Annotated in this window: 11 protein-coding genes; 1 reads left to right on the top strand and 10 read right to left on the bottom strand. The window is 44.1% G+C overall.

The window, feature by feature from the left end:
- Positions 1-11: 11 nt before the first annotated feature.
- The 6 genes from OQX62_RS05330 to OQX62_RS05305 form a co-directional block, all read right to left on the bottom strand.
- Entirely contained in the window at positions 12-1,664 is a 1,653-nt protein-coding gene (locus tag OQX62_RS05330; RefSeq protein ID WP_265830378.1) for a sodium:solute symporter, read from the bottom strand.
- A gap of 30 nt (positions 1,665-1,694) precedes the next feature.
- Positions 1,695-2,918 (bottom strand): enolase C-terminal domain-like protein, encoded by a 1,224-nt coding sequence (locus tag OQX62_RS05325; protein ID WP_265830377.1) that lies wholly within the window; start codon positions 2,916-2,918, stop codon positions 1,695-1,697.
- A gap of 76 nt (positions 2,919-2,994) precedes the next feature.
- Positions 2,995-4,215, bottom strand: a complete 1,221-nt coding sequence (locus tag OQX62_RS05320; protein ID WP_265830376.1) for a DUF4998 domain-containing protein — start codon at positions 4,213-4,215, stop codon at positions 2,995-2,997.
- Positions 4,216-4,257: 42 nt separating this feature from the next.
- Complete coding sequence (locus tag OQX62_RS05315; protein ID WP_265830375.1) at positions 4,258-5,493, bottom strand: DUF5000 domain-containing lipoprotein; 1,236 nt, start codon at positions 5,491-5,493, stop codon at positions 4,258-4,260.
- A gap of 25 nt (positions 5,494-5,518) precedes the next feature.
- Positions 5,519-7,441 carry a RagB/SusD family nutrient uptake outer membrane protein gene (locus OQX62_RS05310; RefSeq protein WP_265830374.1) on the bottom strand — a complete coding sequence of 641 codons (1,923 nt, stop codon included), beginning with the start codon at positions 7,439-7,441 and terminating at the stop codon, positions 5,519-5,521.
- An 8-nt stretch (positions 7,442-7,449) separates the two neighbouring features.
- On the bottom strand, positions 7,450-10,701 hold the full coding sequence (locus OQX62_RS05305) for a SusC/RagA family TonB-linked outer membrane protein (protein WP_265830373.1): 3,252 nt from the start codon (positions 10,699-10,701) through the stop codon (positions 7,450-7,452).
- Positions 10,702-11,023: 322 nt separating this feature from the next.
- Between OQX62_RS05305 and OQX62_RS05300 the strand changes: the two genes are divergently transcribed.
- Positions 11,024-11,920, top strand: a complete 897-nt coding sequence (locus tag OQX62_RS05300; protein ID WP_265830372.1) for an AraC family transcriptional regulator — start codon at positions 11,024-11,026, stop codon at positions 11,918-11,920.
- An 8-nt stretch (positions 11,921-11,928) separates the two neighbouring features.
- On the opposite strand, the gene OQX62_RS05295 is transcribed toward OQX62_RS05300, so the two are convergent.
- The 4 genes from OQX62_RS05295 to OQX62_RS05280 all read right to left on the bottom strand — a co-directional run bounded on the left by OQX62_RS05295 (position 11,929) and on the right by OQX62_RS05280 (position 14,822).
- Positions 11,929-12,321 carry a hypothetical protein gene (locus tag OQX62_RS05295; RefSeq protein ID WP_265830371.1) on the bottom strand — a complete coding sequence of 131 codons (393 nt, stop codon included), beginning with the start codon at positions 12,319-12,321 and terminating at the stop codon, positions 11,929-11,931.
- Positions 12,296-12,787: a hypothetical protein gene (locus tag OQX62_RS05290; protein WP_265830370.1), complete on the bottom strand. Its 492-nt coding sequence runs from the start codon at positions 12,785-12,787 to the stop codon at positions 12,296-12,298. The genes OQX62_RS05295 and OQX62_RS05290 overlap by 26 nt, the downstream gene beginning before the upstream one ends.
- 162 nt (positions 12,788-12,949) lie before the next feature.
- Positions 12,950-14,065, bottom strand: coding sequence for a 2-iminoacetate synthase ThiH (thiH, locus tag OQX62_RS05285; protein ID WP_265830369.1), 1,116 nt, complete (start codon positions 14,063-14,065; stop codon positions 12,950-12,952).
- Complete coding sequence (locus OQX62_RS05280; RefSeq protein WP_265830368.1) at positions 14,058-14,822, bottom strand: thiazole synthase; 765 nt, start codon at positions 14,820-14,822, stop codon at positions 14,058-14,060. The genes thiH and OQX62_RS05280 overlap by 8 nt, the downstream gene beginning before the upstream one ends.
- Positions 14,823-14,831 lie beyond the last annotated feature (9 nt).

Genomic DNA, 14,831 nt, shown 5'->3' with positions numbered 1-14,831 from the left:
ATATTTGGGAGCTATTTAAAAATATAAAACAGGGTGGCCATGACCAGGAAAAGCAAGAGCGACAGTACTTTGTAATTGCCAATACTTTTCCATCCGGGTGATTGCAAGGGTTCACGAAAGGAAGTCCAGTACAGTGTGCTGCTTTCTTTGCTATGCTGCACAGGATATATATAGGAAAAGATCACTTGCAAAACCAGGCAGGCACAGAAAAGATAAAAAGCTACCATCAGAAAAGGAATCTGGGCCATTACCGTATGGCTAAAGGTTTTATTGATAATAAAGACAGCCGCGCCGAGACCAGACCCTAACCATAAAGTGAGTCTGGCCGACGCAGCAGAAGCTTTTTTCCAGAACACACCAAGTAAAAATACACAGGTGATCGGAGGAGCAATATGTGCAATGATATCATTTAATCCGTTGAAGATACTTTCATACTGATTGAGCAGCGGAAGTAAGAAAAGCGAGAACACCAGGGCTATACCCGCAGCAATCTTGCCGACCCTGACCAGCTGCTGATCGCTCATTCCGGGTTTATAGCGGGCGTAAATATCGTAGCTGACCATGGTAGAAATGGAATTCAGTGCACCGGATACCTGGCTCATTAAACCGGAAAGCAATGCAGCGACAAGCACACCGATTAAACCGCTGGGCAGCAATTGGGTAATCATCAGTGTATAAATTCCTTTACTGTCTACCACCGCTTCACCTGTCGCGCTCATGGTCGTAATTGCAGAGAGGTCTAATTTTCCGGACTGCGCCAACGTATAGGCGAAAAGGCCGGGCAGGATAAAAATAAATACCGGCAGGATTTTGATAAATCCGCAGAAGAGCACGCCTACACGGGCATGGTTTTCATCTTTAGCACCAAGTACCCGCTGAACGATGGTCTGATCAGCACACCAGTACCAGATGCCAAGTACTGGATAACCTAAAAACACAGCGTACCAGGGCATGCCTCCAGGATCACCGTGTGGCCGCAGCATATGGAGTTTATCCCTGTGATTTGTTTGTGTAAGCACATCGAGCATGGCTTGCCATCCATTCATGCGGTGATAGGTAGCTACGCAGATGACAGTTGCACCGGTAAGCAGCACGATGGTCTGAATAGACTCGGTCACCACTACTGCTTTTAAGCCGCCAACAATGGTATAAATTGCGGTAATGAGGCAGATCACAATGACGCTGATATAGAGGTTAACACCGAAGAGTGTCTTGAGCACTATCCCCCCGGCCAGCATGGAAAAAGCAATATGGATAATGATGGCCGAAAGGATGGAAACGAAGGTTAGCCAGTCGCGACTGGACCTGTCATATCTTTTCTCGAGGAAATCGGGCAGGGTAGCTACGCCGGACTTGATATAAAAAGGAACAAAAAACAAGGCCAGCAGGATGAGGGTAAAAGCAGCCATCCATTCAAAATTTCCGTTGAGCAGCCCCGTGTCAAAACCACTTTGTGCAAGGCTGACCAGGTGTACGGTAGAGATGTTGGTCGCGAATAAAGCCAGGCCAATTGCGGGCCAGCGGAGTGATTTACCGGCCAGGAAATACTGGCTGGCAGCACCTGCTTTACTTTTGCGGCGGTGGCGGATACCTACCCACAATCCGATCAGTAAAATCGCGGCAATATAAAATATACTTATCAGCAGGTCGGTCGTTTGTATCATTTCAGGTTTCGGCTTATACTAAAATAGGTTTTATAATTTAAGGTCGCAGCTGCTCCCGGCTTCCTGTGGAGTCAGATAAACTCCGTTTTTAACTTGTACAGGATGAACGAAATGTTGCTGCAGGTGCGGAATCTGTTCCAGGAATAAAGCTTCGTGACCCAGGCTGATGTGGTTAAACAAAACCAGGTGCTGGTGCAGTTGTCCCATATCACCAACATGCGGAACAACAGGAATCCCGAATTTCCGGCAAAGGAGGCTGACAGTAATAAATTCACTGACGCCGCCTACGCGAACGGCATCCACTTGTATAAATCCGGCAGCGCCGGTCTGCAGGTAATTCTTAAAGATAATGCGGTTGGGCACATGTTCTCCCAAAGCTAATTTTGTCGGCGCAATGGCTTTAGCCAGGGTCTGGTGCCCGAGGATATCATCAGGATGTGTGGGTTCCTCGATCCAGTAGGGGTTCATCGACTGCAGCTGTCCGCAGATCTTTATCGCCTGTGGCAGCGTCCATTGCTGATTGGCATCCAGCATAATTTTCACCTGGTCGCCCGTGGTTTCTCGAACCAGTTGTGCACGGCGAATATCGCGTTCGGCCTCGGCAGACCCTACTTTCAGTTTCATAGCGGTATAGCCCTCTCCCACAGCGCGCAATACGTTTTCCCTGATCTTTTCATCTGTATAGTTGAACCAGCCGATGGAAGTATCATATCCGGGATATCCCTGAGTAAGGATGCCTTGTCTGGCAAAAGCGCCGCCGGCATTCTCCCGCAGCAGTTGCAGGGCCTGCTCCCTGGTCAGCTCATCTTCAAGATAAGACAGATCAAGAGTATTCACCAGTTGTTCCGGACTCAGGTCGATGAGCAGTTTCCACAGCGGAACACCTCTTTTTTTTGCCCAAAGGTCATAACAGGCATTGGTTACCGAGGCAAGGGCAAGGTGCACCACACCTTTATGAGGCCCAAGCCAACGGAACTGCTGCTCATTGGAAAACCTGTTGAAGGTATTGCCAAAATCGGCCATCAGTTCTTCTATGTCCATGCCCCTGAGCTGATCGGCATAAAACTGCGCGGCTTTACACACCAGGTCATTGCCCTCACCAAGGGTGAAAGCAAAGCCTGTTCCTGTATGGCCATTATCGTCATGTAAATAGGTTACGGCATAAGAATATACCGGGTCGCGGTGGATAGCATCACTGCCTGCACCTTTTCCCAGCGGGTAACGCACATCTCTGGTCGTGCTCTTTTGTATCATATCTTTGGTATCTTATTGCTGATTTTTTTCTTATTCAGCGTTATATGTTCGTTCTAAAAGTGCTATGGCTGTTTTGCTATTGTCTGTTCCAGAAGGTAAGTTCGCTGATATTGCTGTAACTCGAATCCCCGGAAGCCACTTTTTTCACCCTGATCCTGATATAGCGGACTGGCGGCGGATTACTGACCAGGTCAAACTTCAGCGCTGCCTGCCCATCGTCTGTTCTTAACGCATCCTTGAGCAGCACCCATCCTTTTGCAAGGGATTCTGCTTTCCATCCCGGATCATTGGAGGCTAAAGTGGTAGCCGCACCAGTCAGGTCATTGATGCCCCATACCTCGAACTCAATCGGGTTGTGCGACTGGTTCCTGCCTGTTTCTTCTATGGTTACAAGATTGCGATAGGTCTTTCCAAGGTCGAATGTAAAGTGATGAGGTAAGGTACTGCCGTTACTGTGGAAAATGTTAGGATATCCCTGCGGCCCCACACTGCCATCCCATAGCTTATCAAAACTGGTGTCAAAATCGGCATAAACATCATGCGGGAGGGACACTGCTTTCATGAGCGACTTATCGCACTGCACATCGCGGTAAACATAGGCCGGAAAAGTACTGAAAGCGGAAACATAAAAAGTATCGATAGCTCCCCTGCCAGGAATATAGGCTGATTTATACAGTACTTCGCTTCCTGTTTTATAGCCGGGAAGTATAACAGCGGTATCTCTTGGCAGCAAAACCTTTTCTACCGCAGCATTAGCAGTATTGGTGTATCTGATGACCGTGTTTACATTAATCGTATCTGGTGTATTGAAATTCAAAGTCAATGAACCGTCGTCATTCAGTGCTGAAGGATTTGACGCATTATATGGCCTGTTCAATAAACCGCCCTGATATAGCGGTCCATAGATTCTTACATTAGGCAGTTCTATCGGAATAGACCGATGCCCTGCGGCATCGAGCGAGTATACCACAAAGCTGTAAGCAATTTCATTTAAGCCGGGAATAATAACCTTTACTGTATCCTGCGGACGGTTACTCAGGGCGTTGACCACCATAGAGTCGACCTTGTTATTCCAGTAGATCACATATTTTGTAACACTTGGATCGGGATTGGGACTAAACCACAGGCCCACCCTCAGGTTACCTGGTTTAGGCACAATGGCAGATACACGTCCGGGATAAATCTTTTCCCCATCCTTGAGGAAATCCTTAAATTCCAGGTCATCTTTGCTACAGCCAATCAGCAATGCCAGCAGGCAGAAAATTAAGAGGCTGTATGATTTATATAATGATTTCATATCTTCTATATTAATTGATATTATTCTTTAATGGCTGGTCGCCTATCTCGGATCTCCGTAAAATGCCATTTCCATTGCATGGGCAAAATTCCCATTGGACCAGGTGCCTTCAACAGAGAGGCGGATAAATTTGACTTTAGGACTGGCGAGCGGCACATTGAAGCTCACTCCTGCCTTCACAAAATCATTATCGGCCGGGGTATGCGCAATAGGTTTAAGGCCTGAGGGCGGATCAGGATAGTTATAGTTGCCGAGATTTGTCCAGTCGCCCAATACGGTCCCCTCAGGTGCAGATTTTGGCAATTGCACATCTCTTGGTGCATCCACGTTCGATCCCCAGATGGAGAACACCTTCGGATTACCGTGACCATAAGCAAACTTATCACCGCCATCTGGTCTTTCCCAGAGGACAAACCTGCTCAGTTTAGCACTCACACCCAAACCAAAGGTGGCAACGATAGGTAAGGTACCGCCGGGATTGGTATGCCATCCGTTTGAAGATCCATCCGTTTTACCATCCCACAAATAAGGAAGATCCCAGCCATAGCCAATCGCCCCGTCGGTAGCCAGACGGTAAGAGAAAAATTTGGTCCTGTCCATCAGGGTCTCAAAAAAAGGCGTGATCGTGGTGTAGGTCGTATCAGAGATATTACCAAAGGTATCCATCACATAATAACCAAATTTTTTGGCCACCGGACTGTAACCTCTTAGAGAATAATTGATGGAATTGACAGCGGTGTAATGCTGATCAATAATTTCAGAATGATTGGTATTATCCACTTCAAGGAGGATAATGCCTACGGAATTTTTTGAGGTATTGGCTGCTGAAATTTTGATTCCCCCAAAATCAGCTTCTGCTACTATGGTGGGCTTTAGCAAAAGGTAGGGCGGGGTTTCCGGGTTTACCTGTACTATAAGGGGGTCTGACTTTACATTGGCCCGTGACACAGAATACAGGGTCACCTCATAGGCCTGCTTTTTTGCAAAGCCATCCACTTTAATCGTATCCGAGTAGTAGCTTGATTTAGTTTCTCTGGTCACCTGACCATTGATGCTGTACCTGGCCAGCACATATAACAAGTTTTTTGAATCCGGCAGTTTGTAGGTAATGTTGGCCCCACCGTTAAAATTATCCACCTTGATATCACTCACCACTCCGGGCTTGGTCATATCGGCAGAGGCAGGATCGTTATAGCTTTCGCTTTTCTTGCAGGCAGTAAAACAGGCCAGCACCGCGATGAGCAATAACAAATAGCTATTTTTATGTTTGATTTCCATGTCTGTTATGATTTAATAATAGTGACTACCAGTAAGGATTCTGAACCAGGTTGGGATTAACGATTAACTGATCATTCTTAATTGGCCACAGATAATCTCTTGTACCAAATACCGGGATAAATTTGGTAGCGGGTCTGTAATAATTGATAGCCTCACTGTCGTATACACTCCATCCCTGCAGCGGCTGACTCAGCACACTTTGCATCTCTTTCCATCTTCTTAAGTCCCAGCCAATCTGCGCTTCAAAACACAATTCAATTCTTCTTTCCTGATGGATAATCTGTCTCATCCCTTCTTTAGAAGAAAACCTGGTTGGATTTCTCGAATAGGCCGACCAGGCAGCCTGAACTCCCTGCAAACCAGCACGTGCACGCACCCTGTCTATATAGGTAAAAACCTCGGACACCGGCCCCTCAGCTTCATTTAAAGCTTCAGCATACAGCAAATATAAACCTGCCAGTCTGATGATCGGTAAACGGAAAGGTGAAGGCTGGAAACCGTCATCATATACAGATTGATAACTGACCAGTTTTTTTGGCCAGTAGCCCGTAATATTTAAACGGATATTATCTGTTGGACCGGCCAGGGAATTTCCTCTGGCTTGCACATGGTAAAGTGGCAGTGAATTGTTATTCGGGTCAATTCTTCCGTTACCAAACCAGATCCCGCCATCAAAAGCCAGATCTGCATAGAATCTTGATTCTCTGGCAAAATGTCCTTTAATGGTCTGATAACCTTCTTTGATATAATAACGGCTGGCTTCGTCGCCTACTTTAAGCGTATTCCTGCCCTGGTAATCCCAGGTTTTATCTTCACTGATCGGCACACCATTTACCGTGTAAAATAACTCCTGGGTAGAGATAGGTGCAGAAAACGTAGACGGATTAGAAAAAGCATTGACAGCAGATTTATCGGTTAATCTTGGCGTTGCAAAACCCTGGTAGCTAAATTCGGGGTTTGATGCCCAGATCACTTCCGGATTCAGTTCCCATTTCTCCGTTACGGCATTTTGTACGTCGAGCTCCCTTTTCAATGAGTCTGGCAACCTGCCTACAGAAGCCGGAGCAGAAAAAGTGTACAGTCTGTTGCCCTGCGTTTCTGCCGCCGTGATCGCTGCTTTTGCCGCATCGGCGGCGAGTTTCCATTTGTTGCCATCATAGCTGGCAGAGAAGAGGGATATGCCGTCTTTGTCTCTGTAGCTGGCATAATCGGGGTTACCGTTGAAAAGGGGGCTGGCAGCGGTAGCCAGCACATCTGCTTTCAGCGAAAGTGCAATGACCGAAGTGGCACGGCCCAGTTCTGTAGTCTGACTCACAATTGCCGCGGGTAAATCCGGAATAGCTTCATCGATCAGGGAAACAATGTAACTCACAGATTCATCTACGGATGACCTTTTTACCCTGATTTCTTCTGTAGTACTGGAGATGGACAGATTGGTTTTGATCAATGGAATCGGACCATACATTCTCAGCAGCACATAGTGATAATAGGCTTTGAGGAACTTTGCTTCAGCAATCCAGCGTTTTTTCTCAGATTCCCCCAAGTCTATGGGTTTATCTATATTTTCCAGCATGATGTTACAGATCCGGATAGACCGGAACATGCTGTAACTGCCTTGTGTACCTTCCCAGGTATTTAAACCGGGATTACCTGAGTTTTGCAGGCCACGCAGTAAATTGAAACCGGTGATATTAAATCCCAGGTATTGTTCAAGCGTGTTGGAATAAATCAGCTCCCCGGAAGCACTGAAACCGGGATTGGTAGCCACATCGTTTAGGCGCTGCAGATAGGCATAACAGGAGTACAGATAATTTTCTGCTTCATTACGGTTTCTGAACGCATAATCGAGCGTACCCAGATTGTCCGGAGTAATATCCAGGTATTTTTTACAGGATAAACTGGAAACTGCCAGTAGCCCGATACATATATATTTGTAATATGATTTCATAGTTCTCATTATAAATTCACGTTAAGACCAACATTGAACACCTTCTGTATAGGATAAGCAAAACCATTACCTCCCTGTTCAGGATCCCACATTTTGAAAGGACTCCAGGTGAAGAGATTCAATCCGTTGAAATAAATTCTGCAGGAAGAGAGTTTGATGCTGCTGGAAACACGTTTAGGCAGGGTATAACCAATTTCTAAAGATTTCAGGCGCAATAAACGACCATTACGCATCCACCAGGTACTGGTTTGGTAATTGTTCTCCAGATCTGCAGCAGTAATAGAAAGCCTTGGATATAAAGCGTATAAGTCCTGGTTTTCTGGCGACCAGTGGTTGTCTGCAAAATCTTTCAACAACTGGGTATTACCGAGTATATATTGCTCATCGCTTGGCACGAAAGGACTAACTTTACGCGGATTGATGAAAAAAGTCATGCGCTCCTGTCCGGTAAAGAAGGCCGATAAATCGAAGTTTTTGTAAGATGAGCTGAAACCAAAACCGTATACAATTTCGGGCGACTGCGGGAAGCCGATAAAGGTCTGATCGGCACCGTCAATTTTACCGTCGTTATTTAAATCGCGGTATTTGATATCACCTCCTCTTGGCGCTTTACCGTTAAGGGAGAAAATTTGTGTCGGTGAGTTAGCCACTTCATTATCATCCACAAATAAGCGTTCTGCGATGAAACCATAGTTTCTGCTGATGGCCTGTCCGGTCTGGTAACGGTAAGCTTCCGCATATTGCGGCTCTTCGTAATTGAGGTATTTGTTTTTAGCGAAGGTGAAGTTTCCTCTCAAAGCAAAGGAGAACGCATTGATATTCATTTTATAATCCACGGATAAGTCCATCCCTTTTGACCTGGCTACACCAATGTTGGCACCAATATCTGGTAAGCCGGTTCTTGGATCAATCGCTTCCAGTCCCAGTGAGGTAGGTAAATTTTTACGCTGCATATAAATATCATAGCGGTAGTTATTGTAAAACTCTGCAATGATATTCATGTTTTTGAACAGCGTCGCTTCCAGGGCTAAATTGGTTTGTCTGGAAGTTTCCCAGGTAATATTCGGGTTTTCATAACTGTTGATAAATACGCCTTCACGACTGGAACCGTTATTATAACCAAAAGATGCATAGTTACCACCACCGTTAAGGTTGACGTCCGACTGATAGAAGAACCTTTGTGAACCGATCGCATCATTACCGACTATACCATAACTGGCCCGAAGTTTAAGTCGGTCAATAGTCCCCGTAAAACCCTCCCAGAATTTCTCGTTAGACACTACCCATCCCGCACCAATAGTAGGGAAAAAGCCAAACCTGTGGTTTTCAGAGAAGCGTTCCGACCCGTTATAGCCAAAGTTTGATTCTACATAATACTTGTTTTTATAAGCGTAGGTTAAACGGCCTGCCAGTCCCAGATTTCGGTAAGGCAGGGAATATTGCAATGTTCGCTGATCCGTTTTAGGATCTTTTGCATTGTTATAAGTAGTTTGCTGACTGGTTCCGATGAGTGTACTGCTGATATTGTGGTTGCCAAATGTTTTGATATAGTTCAATGAGGCCTGGGCATATAAAAATGTACTGATATTAGGCGTGCCGGCAGTATAGCTTAAATATTCCTGCGGAATGTTAGGGACATTGTTTGCTACAGAAGAGTTCAGCCAGTTCAACGTATAGTTATTGCTTTGCCGGTCATAAGATCCTACACTGTAATAAAATGGCGAATAGGCCAGCTGGGAATCGAAATAGGAATACCTGTTGGTACTGAAAATGGATTTGAAGCTCAGACCATCTGTAAGGAAATCCAGTTTCTGGTTGATTTCAAACTGGGCAGACATTCTTGATTCGGAAGAGCTTTTATGTCCTCTTAACAATGCTGCATAGGGATTATTGTATAAGATAGAATTTTGCGTAGTTGAGCCCTCATTGCCAAACAAAATATGTTGTGCATTAGCATTTGCCGCATCTGCAGGAAAAAAAGCAGGGAAAAGCACCGGACTGGTGTGTACTGCTATATTGTACAAATCTGTGGAAAAACCACCATCTGTTGCCAGAGGACCGGTGTACTCACTGAAGTTACCCGACAAGCGCACAATCAGTTCAGTTGTTTTGCTCAGGTCTATATTGACGTTAGAGCGCAATTGATAATTACGGAATTTGACGTTATTATCATTGTTGTTTCTATCATCCTGATTCAACACCCCATTATCAAGACTATAAGAGCCCGCTACATAATATCTCGCTACACCGCCCCCACCGCTGATCCCTAAATTGGCACGCTGGGTATTGGTTCTTTTTTTGAATAATAAACCCAGCCAGTCTACCGCGGGATACACGTATTCATTATATCCCGGGCTTTGATTCACCGTTGCCTGGGTATTGATGATTTGATTCTGAGAAAATTTCGGTGCTAAACCTCTTCCTATAGACGCTTCGTTATACAGCTTCATATAGGTAACCGGATCTGCCAGTTCTAAAGTCTGCGTAGATTGGGAAACAGAGTTTTCCAGGCGGAAGTTAATTTTAGCCTTACCTTCTTTACCTTCTTTGGTACTGACCAGGATCACCCCGTTTGCACCCCTTGCACCGTATAGTGCCGTTGCACTCGCATCTTTCAGAATGGAGAAACTTTCGATATCATCTACCTGTAGTCGGGCCAGATCTGAAGGCGTAAGCTCCACGTTATCAATCAGGATCAGGGGATCCTGTTTATAACCAAAAGTAGTTACTCCCCGGATAAAGAACTGAGAATTATCCTGCCCCGGCTGTCCGCTGCGCTGATAACCGATTACGCCGGCAATCCTTCCGGCAAGTGCATTGGTAAGGTTACTGGAGGGGATTTTCAGGTCTGCCACCTTTACGGTGGTTACTGATCCTACCAGTGCTTCCTTTCGCTGCTTTTGTCCCAATGCGGTAATGACCACCTCATCTGCCTGGATGTTATTTTCGAGCAGACGGATATTGATCACATTTGCGGTAGCTCCAACGGTAACCCGCTGTTCTTTATAACCCACGTAGGAAAATCTCAATAGCGTACCCGGCTCAACGTCAAGCACAAACTTACCGTTGTTATCCGTTTGCGTACCTACATTAACTTTAGTTACAGCAGCAACTACTACACCCGGAAGACCGATGCCCAGCGTATCTGTAACTTTACCTGTGATAGTTTTTTTGGGTAATGATTGCGAAAATGCATGATCATAGACTACAATGAGCAGAAAGATCAGTACATAGCATAAGCTAGTAGAAGTTTGCTTCATAAATTTTGTTTATACCTGTTTAATATTTGGTTTAAAAGGCTTTTTTCAGGAAAGCTAAAAAGGAAGATCTAACCGGCTGGTTGATGTGTTCTTCCTTCTCTGATCTTTCGGGATTGAATAATCGCCTATTGACTTTCAAATTTAGGTGTTGCAGACAGTTTAAAAATAGCGAATTCATTTATTCGCATGAACTATACAACGATTTAGCGTTTTTACGATCTAAATGATATATTTGTTTCACCAGATATAAATAGCGGAATAAGAGGCAATGTCTTTTCTTATGCTGATATAATTTAGGATGATATCTTTTTGTATGATAAATATGAAGAAAAGAGACGGTTTTGAGGGGGAAAAGAACATTTCCATACCGGAAGCAGCGTGGAAGAATGCGATTAAGGAAAATCCTGCCATGAGCCAGATTTACATTACAGCTTTGGGCTATTTTCCAAAGGCTACGCATCATTACAGGGAACGGCGTACAGGCTGCAGGGACAATATCCTGATTTATTGCACGCGCGGTCGCGGATGGTTTATCTTAAACAAAAAGCGCTTTGAAGTCGGCCCCAACGAGTATATTATCGTTCCCAGAACTAAAGAACCAATGAGTTACGGATCAGACCAAACCAATCCCTGGACGATCTACTGGGTTCACTTCAGCGGAAAAGACATGGATTATTTCAACAGCGGATTTAAGATCGGACTGTATGACGGGGCAAAACAAATCCTGTCAAACGAAAAAGGACTGAAACTCTGGGAAATGATGTACGAAAACCTGGAAATGGGTTATAGCCCTGAAAACCTGATCAATACCAATTTATGTCTCTATCATTTTCTGGCTACCTTCCTGTACCCGGAAAAACACAATGATGTGAAGGTAGAGGATGAAAAGGTAAAGATAAAAGAGACGGTATTGTATATGAAAGATAACCTGAAGGAAAAGCTCACCGTAGAATTGATGGCCAAAAAGAGCGAGCTGTCCACTTCTCATTTTTCTACCTTATTCAGAAAAGCAACGGGCATGTCGCCCATGGATTACTTTATACACCTCAAACTCCAGAAAGCCTGCATGCTGTTATATTTATCAGAAACAAAAATCAAGGATATCGCTGCCGAGATCGGATATGATGATCCCTTTCATTTTTCCCGGATCTTCAAAAAGAACATGCACGTTTCACCTAACCAGTACCGCAGCCTGAGAAGAAAAAAAGAAGATGATTAGTCTGATCCTTATGTCATACACAGCATTTTAATCACCTTCATTATCTCATTACAAGTTTTTGCTTTATTGTTAGTTACTCTAAATTCATAATAGCGCACATTCATACAGGTATCTTTCAAAAATCTATATTGATGATCAATGGCGGGAATCCGATATTTCACCAGTTCGGATTTTAAAAAATGTTTGCTCCTGTTGTTATAGGCATTATATTTATAAGTACAGTAATCTTCAAATGTTTCGTAATTCACTCCATCCATTTTACATGGAAATAGTTTATGTTCAACGAAGTGAATACAGGCATAAAAAGCTGTCGTTATCACCCAGTCATTAAACTTACCGTTCTCGAAGTTGAGTAAATAATCGCTTAAGATTTCATTATGCTCTCCATGTGTTTTTCTCATCCTGATCATTAAGTTTGAAAATATAACCATCAGCTATAAGTCTGGTCCTGTTAATTCCTGTTGTATAATCTAAAAAGGAAAACTCAATATAGAAGTCATCTTTCCGCACCTTATCCTCAAGATTGCTTACATACCCGTAAACATTCAGAAACTCAGGATTTAAAAAATCAACCTCCTTCACTGTTATCATTACCCTGTAATAGTTTGGGTTTTCGATCTTCAGAAATGCTTCACTACCTAAGAAATTTATATCGGTTAAATGTCTGATAATATCAATCGTGTATAAACTGCATCGCTTTATATTCCTATCAAAACTGAAAACCAGGTCCTTTTGACAGGGCTTTAATCCCTCACTATTACCTGTAGCATATGCGTCAATAACCTGATCACCTGTAAAAATGATCTCTCTACTAATTTGAAAATGACGATTTTGACATATATTTCTTGCTGCTATGATTGCTGACATATTGAATTAATTTAAATACCATTACCAACTCAAGTCAAAGTTATCGTTAATAATTCAATTTAAAAAATTAATTAAACAATAATTTAATCAATATGACAACAAACACAAGTCATAATCTAAATAACCAATACAAAATAGAAATATCAGCATGAATTAACAATATTACGCCAGACTACTGTCCCAGTCTTTCCAAACCGGTTCATACCCCTTTGTTCTTAACATAGCGGCAATTTGTTCAGGACTGCGTTCATCGGATATTTCAAACTGCTCCAGTGATTCCGGCTCTACCGAATAACCACCAGGATTGGTCTTAGACCCCGCACTCATGGCGGTAATGCCCAAACTGACCACATGATCTCTAAAAATAACAGATTCCCGGGTAGAAATAGATAATTCAAGCTCCTCGTTGAATAACCTGTAGGCACAAATCAGCTGCACCAGTTCGCGGTCATTCATTTCAACTTTAGGTTCCAGGCCACCACTAAAAGGCCGGAGTCTGGGGAAAGACAAACTGTATTTGCTCTTCCAGTATTTCTTTTCGAGGTAACTGAGGTGCAGGGCAGTAAAAAAAGAGTCCGTGCGCCAGTCCTCCAGACCAATCAGTACACCCAGTCCCATTTTATGGATTCCTGCCTGTCCTAGTCTGTCGGGAGTTTCCAGTCTGTATTCGAAATTGGATTTTTTACCTTTAGGATGGTGCTTTTTATAATCCTCGCGGTGGTAAGTCTCCTGGTAAACGAGTACGGTGTGCAAGCCATAAGGTTGGAGTTCCTGGTAATCTTCCAAATCTAAAGGCTGCACCTCCATAGATATATTCGCAAAATGCGGACGGATGAGTTCCAGCACCTTTTTGAAATAATCGGTGTGGACGGATTGGTTGGCCTCCCCTGTCACCAGTAAAACATGATCGTAATTCATGGCTTTGATGACCGCTACTTCCTGCATGATCTCTATCGGGGACAGCGTTTTCCGCTTTACTTTATTGTCGTAACTGAATCCGCAATAGGTACAGATGTTATTGCATTCATTGGAAAGGTAAAGCGGGACATAGAGCTGCATAACCTTCCCAAATCGCTGGAGTGTCAGCTGCTGACTCATCCTGGCCATTTGCTCCAGATAGGGCGCAGCAGCAGGAGAAATTAATGCCTTAAAATCCTCCAGCGTACGTCTCTTATTGGCAAGCGCCTGCTCCACATCTTTGCTGGTTTTTGCATAAATGCTGTCGCTGGTCGTTTTCCAGTCGTAGGTATTAAATAGTGTAGTGAATGTATCAGTCATCTAAAAATGAGGTTAAAGGGCTGCTGGCCACAGCCTGTGAATGGATTAAACCCAATTGCGCTTCAAAAGCCATTCGTCCTGCCTGCACTGCAATTTTAAAAGCTTCGGCCATCACCGCAGGATTGCCGGAAACAGCGATAGCCGTATTCACCAGCACTGCATCGGCACCAATTTCCATCGCTTTTGCCGCATCAGAGGGAGAACCGATCCCTGCATCAATAATTACCGGAACATTACTCTGACTGATGATGATCTCGAGAAAATCTATAGTTCTCAATCCTTTATTGCTCCCTATTGGTGAACCCAGGGGCATTACAGCTGCGGTTCCGGCATCTTCCAGTCTTTTACACAACACCGGATCGGCGTGGATATAGGGTAATACGATAAATCCAAGTTTCGCCAGTTCTTCTGTTGCTTTCAGTGTTTCTATCGGATCGGGCATCAGGTATTTCGGATCAGGATGAATCTCCAGTTTGATCCAGTTGGTATGCATGGCTTCGCGTGCCAGCTGAGCAGCGAAAACAGCTTCTTTAGCGGTTCTTACACCTGAAGTATTGGGTAAAAGATGGATATGGGAATGCTGTAAATGCATCAGAATATCATCTTCCGTATCTTTTAAATCTATTCTCTTCAAAGCTACGGTGACCAGTTCTGAACCGGAAGCGAGTAAAGCGGCTTCCATCTGAGCCGCCGAATTAAACTTGCCGGTTCCGGTAAATAACCTGGAACTGAATGTTTTGTCTGCTATTTTTAACATCTGTATTGC

The organism is Pedobacter sp. MR2016-24, from assembly GCF_026239655.1.
In the GTDB taxonomy this organism is placed as follows: domain Bacteria; phylum Bacteroidota; class Bacteroidia; order Sphingobacteriales; family Sphingobacteriaceae; genus Pedobacter.
Note: the sequence above shows the minus strand (reverse complement) of the source record. Positions and strands in the feature narration are given on the sequence as shown.

Excerpts from the sequence above, each read along its gene's own strand:
- thiH (WP_265830369.1), bottom strand. The coding sequence starts at position 14,065 with ATGACTGATACATTCACTACACTATTTAATACCTACGACTGGAAAACG.
- OQX62_RS05280 (WP_265830368.1), bottom strand. The coding sequence starts at position 14,822 with ATGTTAAAAATAGCAGACAAAACATTCAGTTCCAGGTTATTTACCGGA.
- OQX62_RS05330 (WP_265830378.1), bottom strand. The coding sequence starts at position 1,664 with ATGATACAAACGACCGACCTGCTGATAAGTATATTTTATATTGCCGCG.
- OQX62_RS05310 (WP_265830374.1), bottom strand. The coding sequence starts at position 7,441 with ATGAAATCATATTACAAATATATATGTATCGGGCTACTGGCAGTTTCC.
- OQX62_RS05325 (WP_265830377.1), bottom strand. The coding sequence starts at position 2,918 with ATGATACAAAAGAGCACGACCAGAGATGTGCGTTACCCGCTGGGAAAA.
- OQX62_RS05300 (WP_265830372.1), top strand. The coding sequence starts at position 11,024 with ATGAAGAAAAGAGACGGTTTTGAGGGGGAAAAGAACATTTCCATACCG.
- OQX62_RS05290 (WP_265830370.1), bottom strand. The coding sequence starts at position 12,787 with ATGTCAGCAATCATAGCAGCAAGAAATATATGTCAAAATCGTCATTTT.
- OQX62_RS05315 (WP_265830375.1), bottom strand. The coding sequence starts at position 5,493 with ATGGAAATCAAACATAAAAATAGCTATTTGTTATTGCTCATCGCGGTG.
- OQX62_RS05320 (WP_265830376.1), bottom strand. The coding sequence starts at position 4,215 with ATGAAATCATTATATAAATCATACAGCCTCTTAATTTTCTGCCTGCTG.
- OQX62_RS05295 (WP_265830371.1), bottom strand. The coding sequence starts at position 12,321 with ATGAGAAAAACACATGGAGAGCATAATGAAATCTTAAGCGATTATTTA.
- OQX62_RS05305 (WP_265830373.1), bottom strand. The coding sequence starts at position 10,701 with ATGAAGCAAACTTCTACTAGCTTATGCTATGTACTGATCTTTCTGCTC.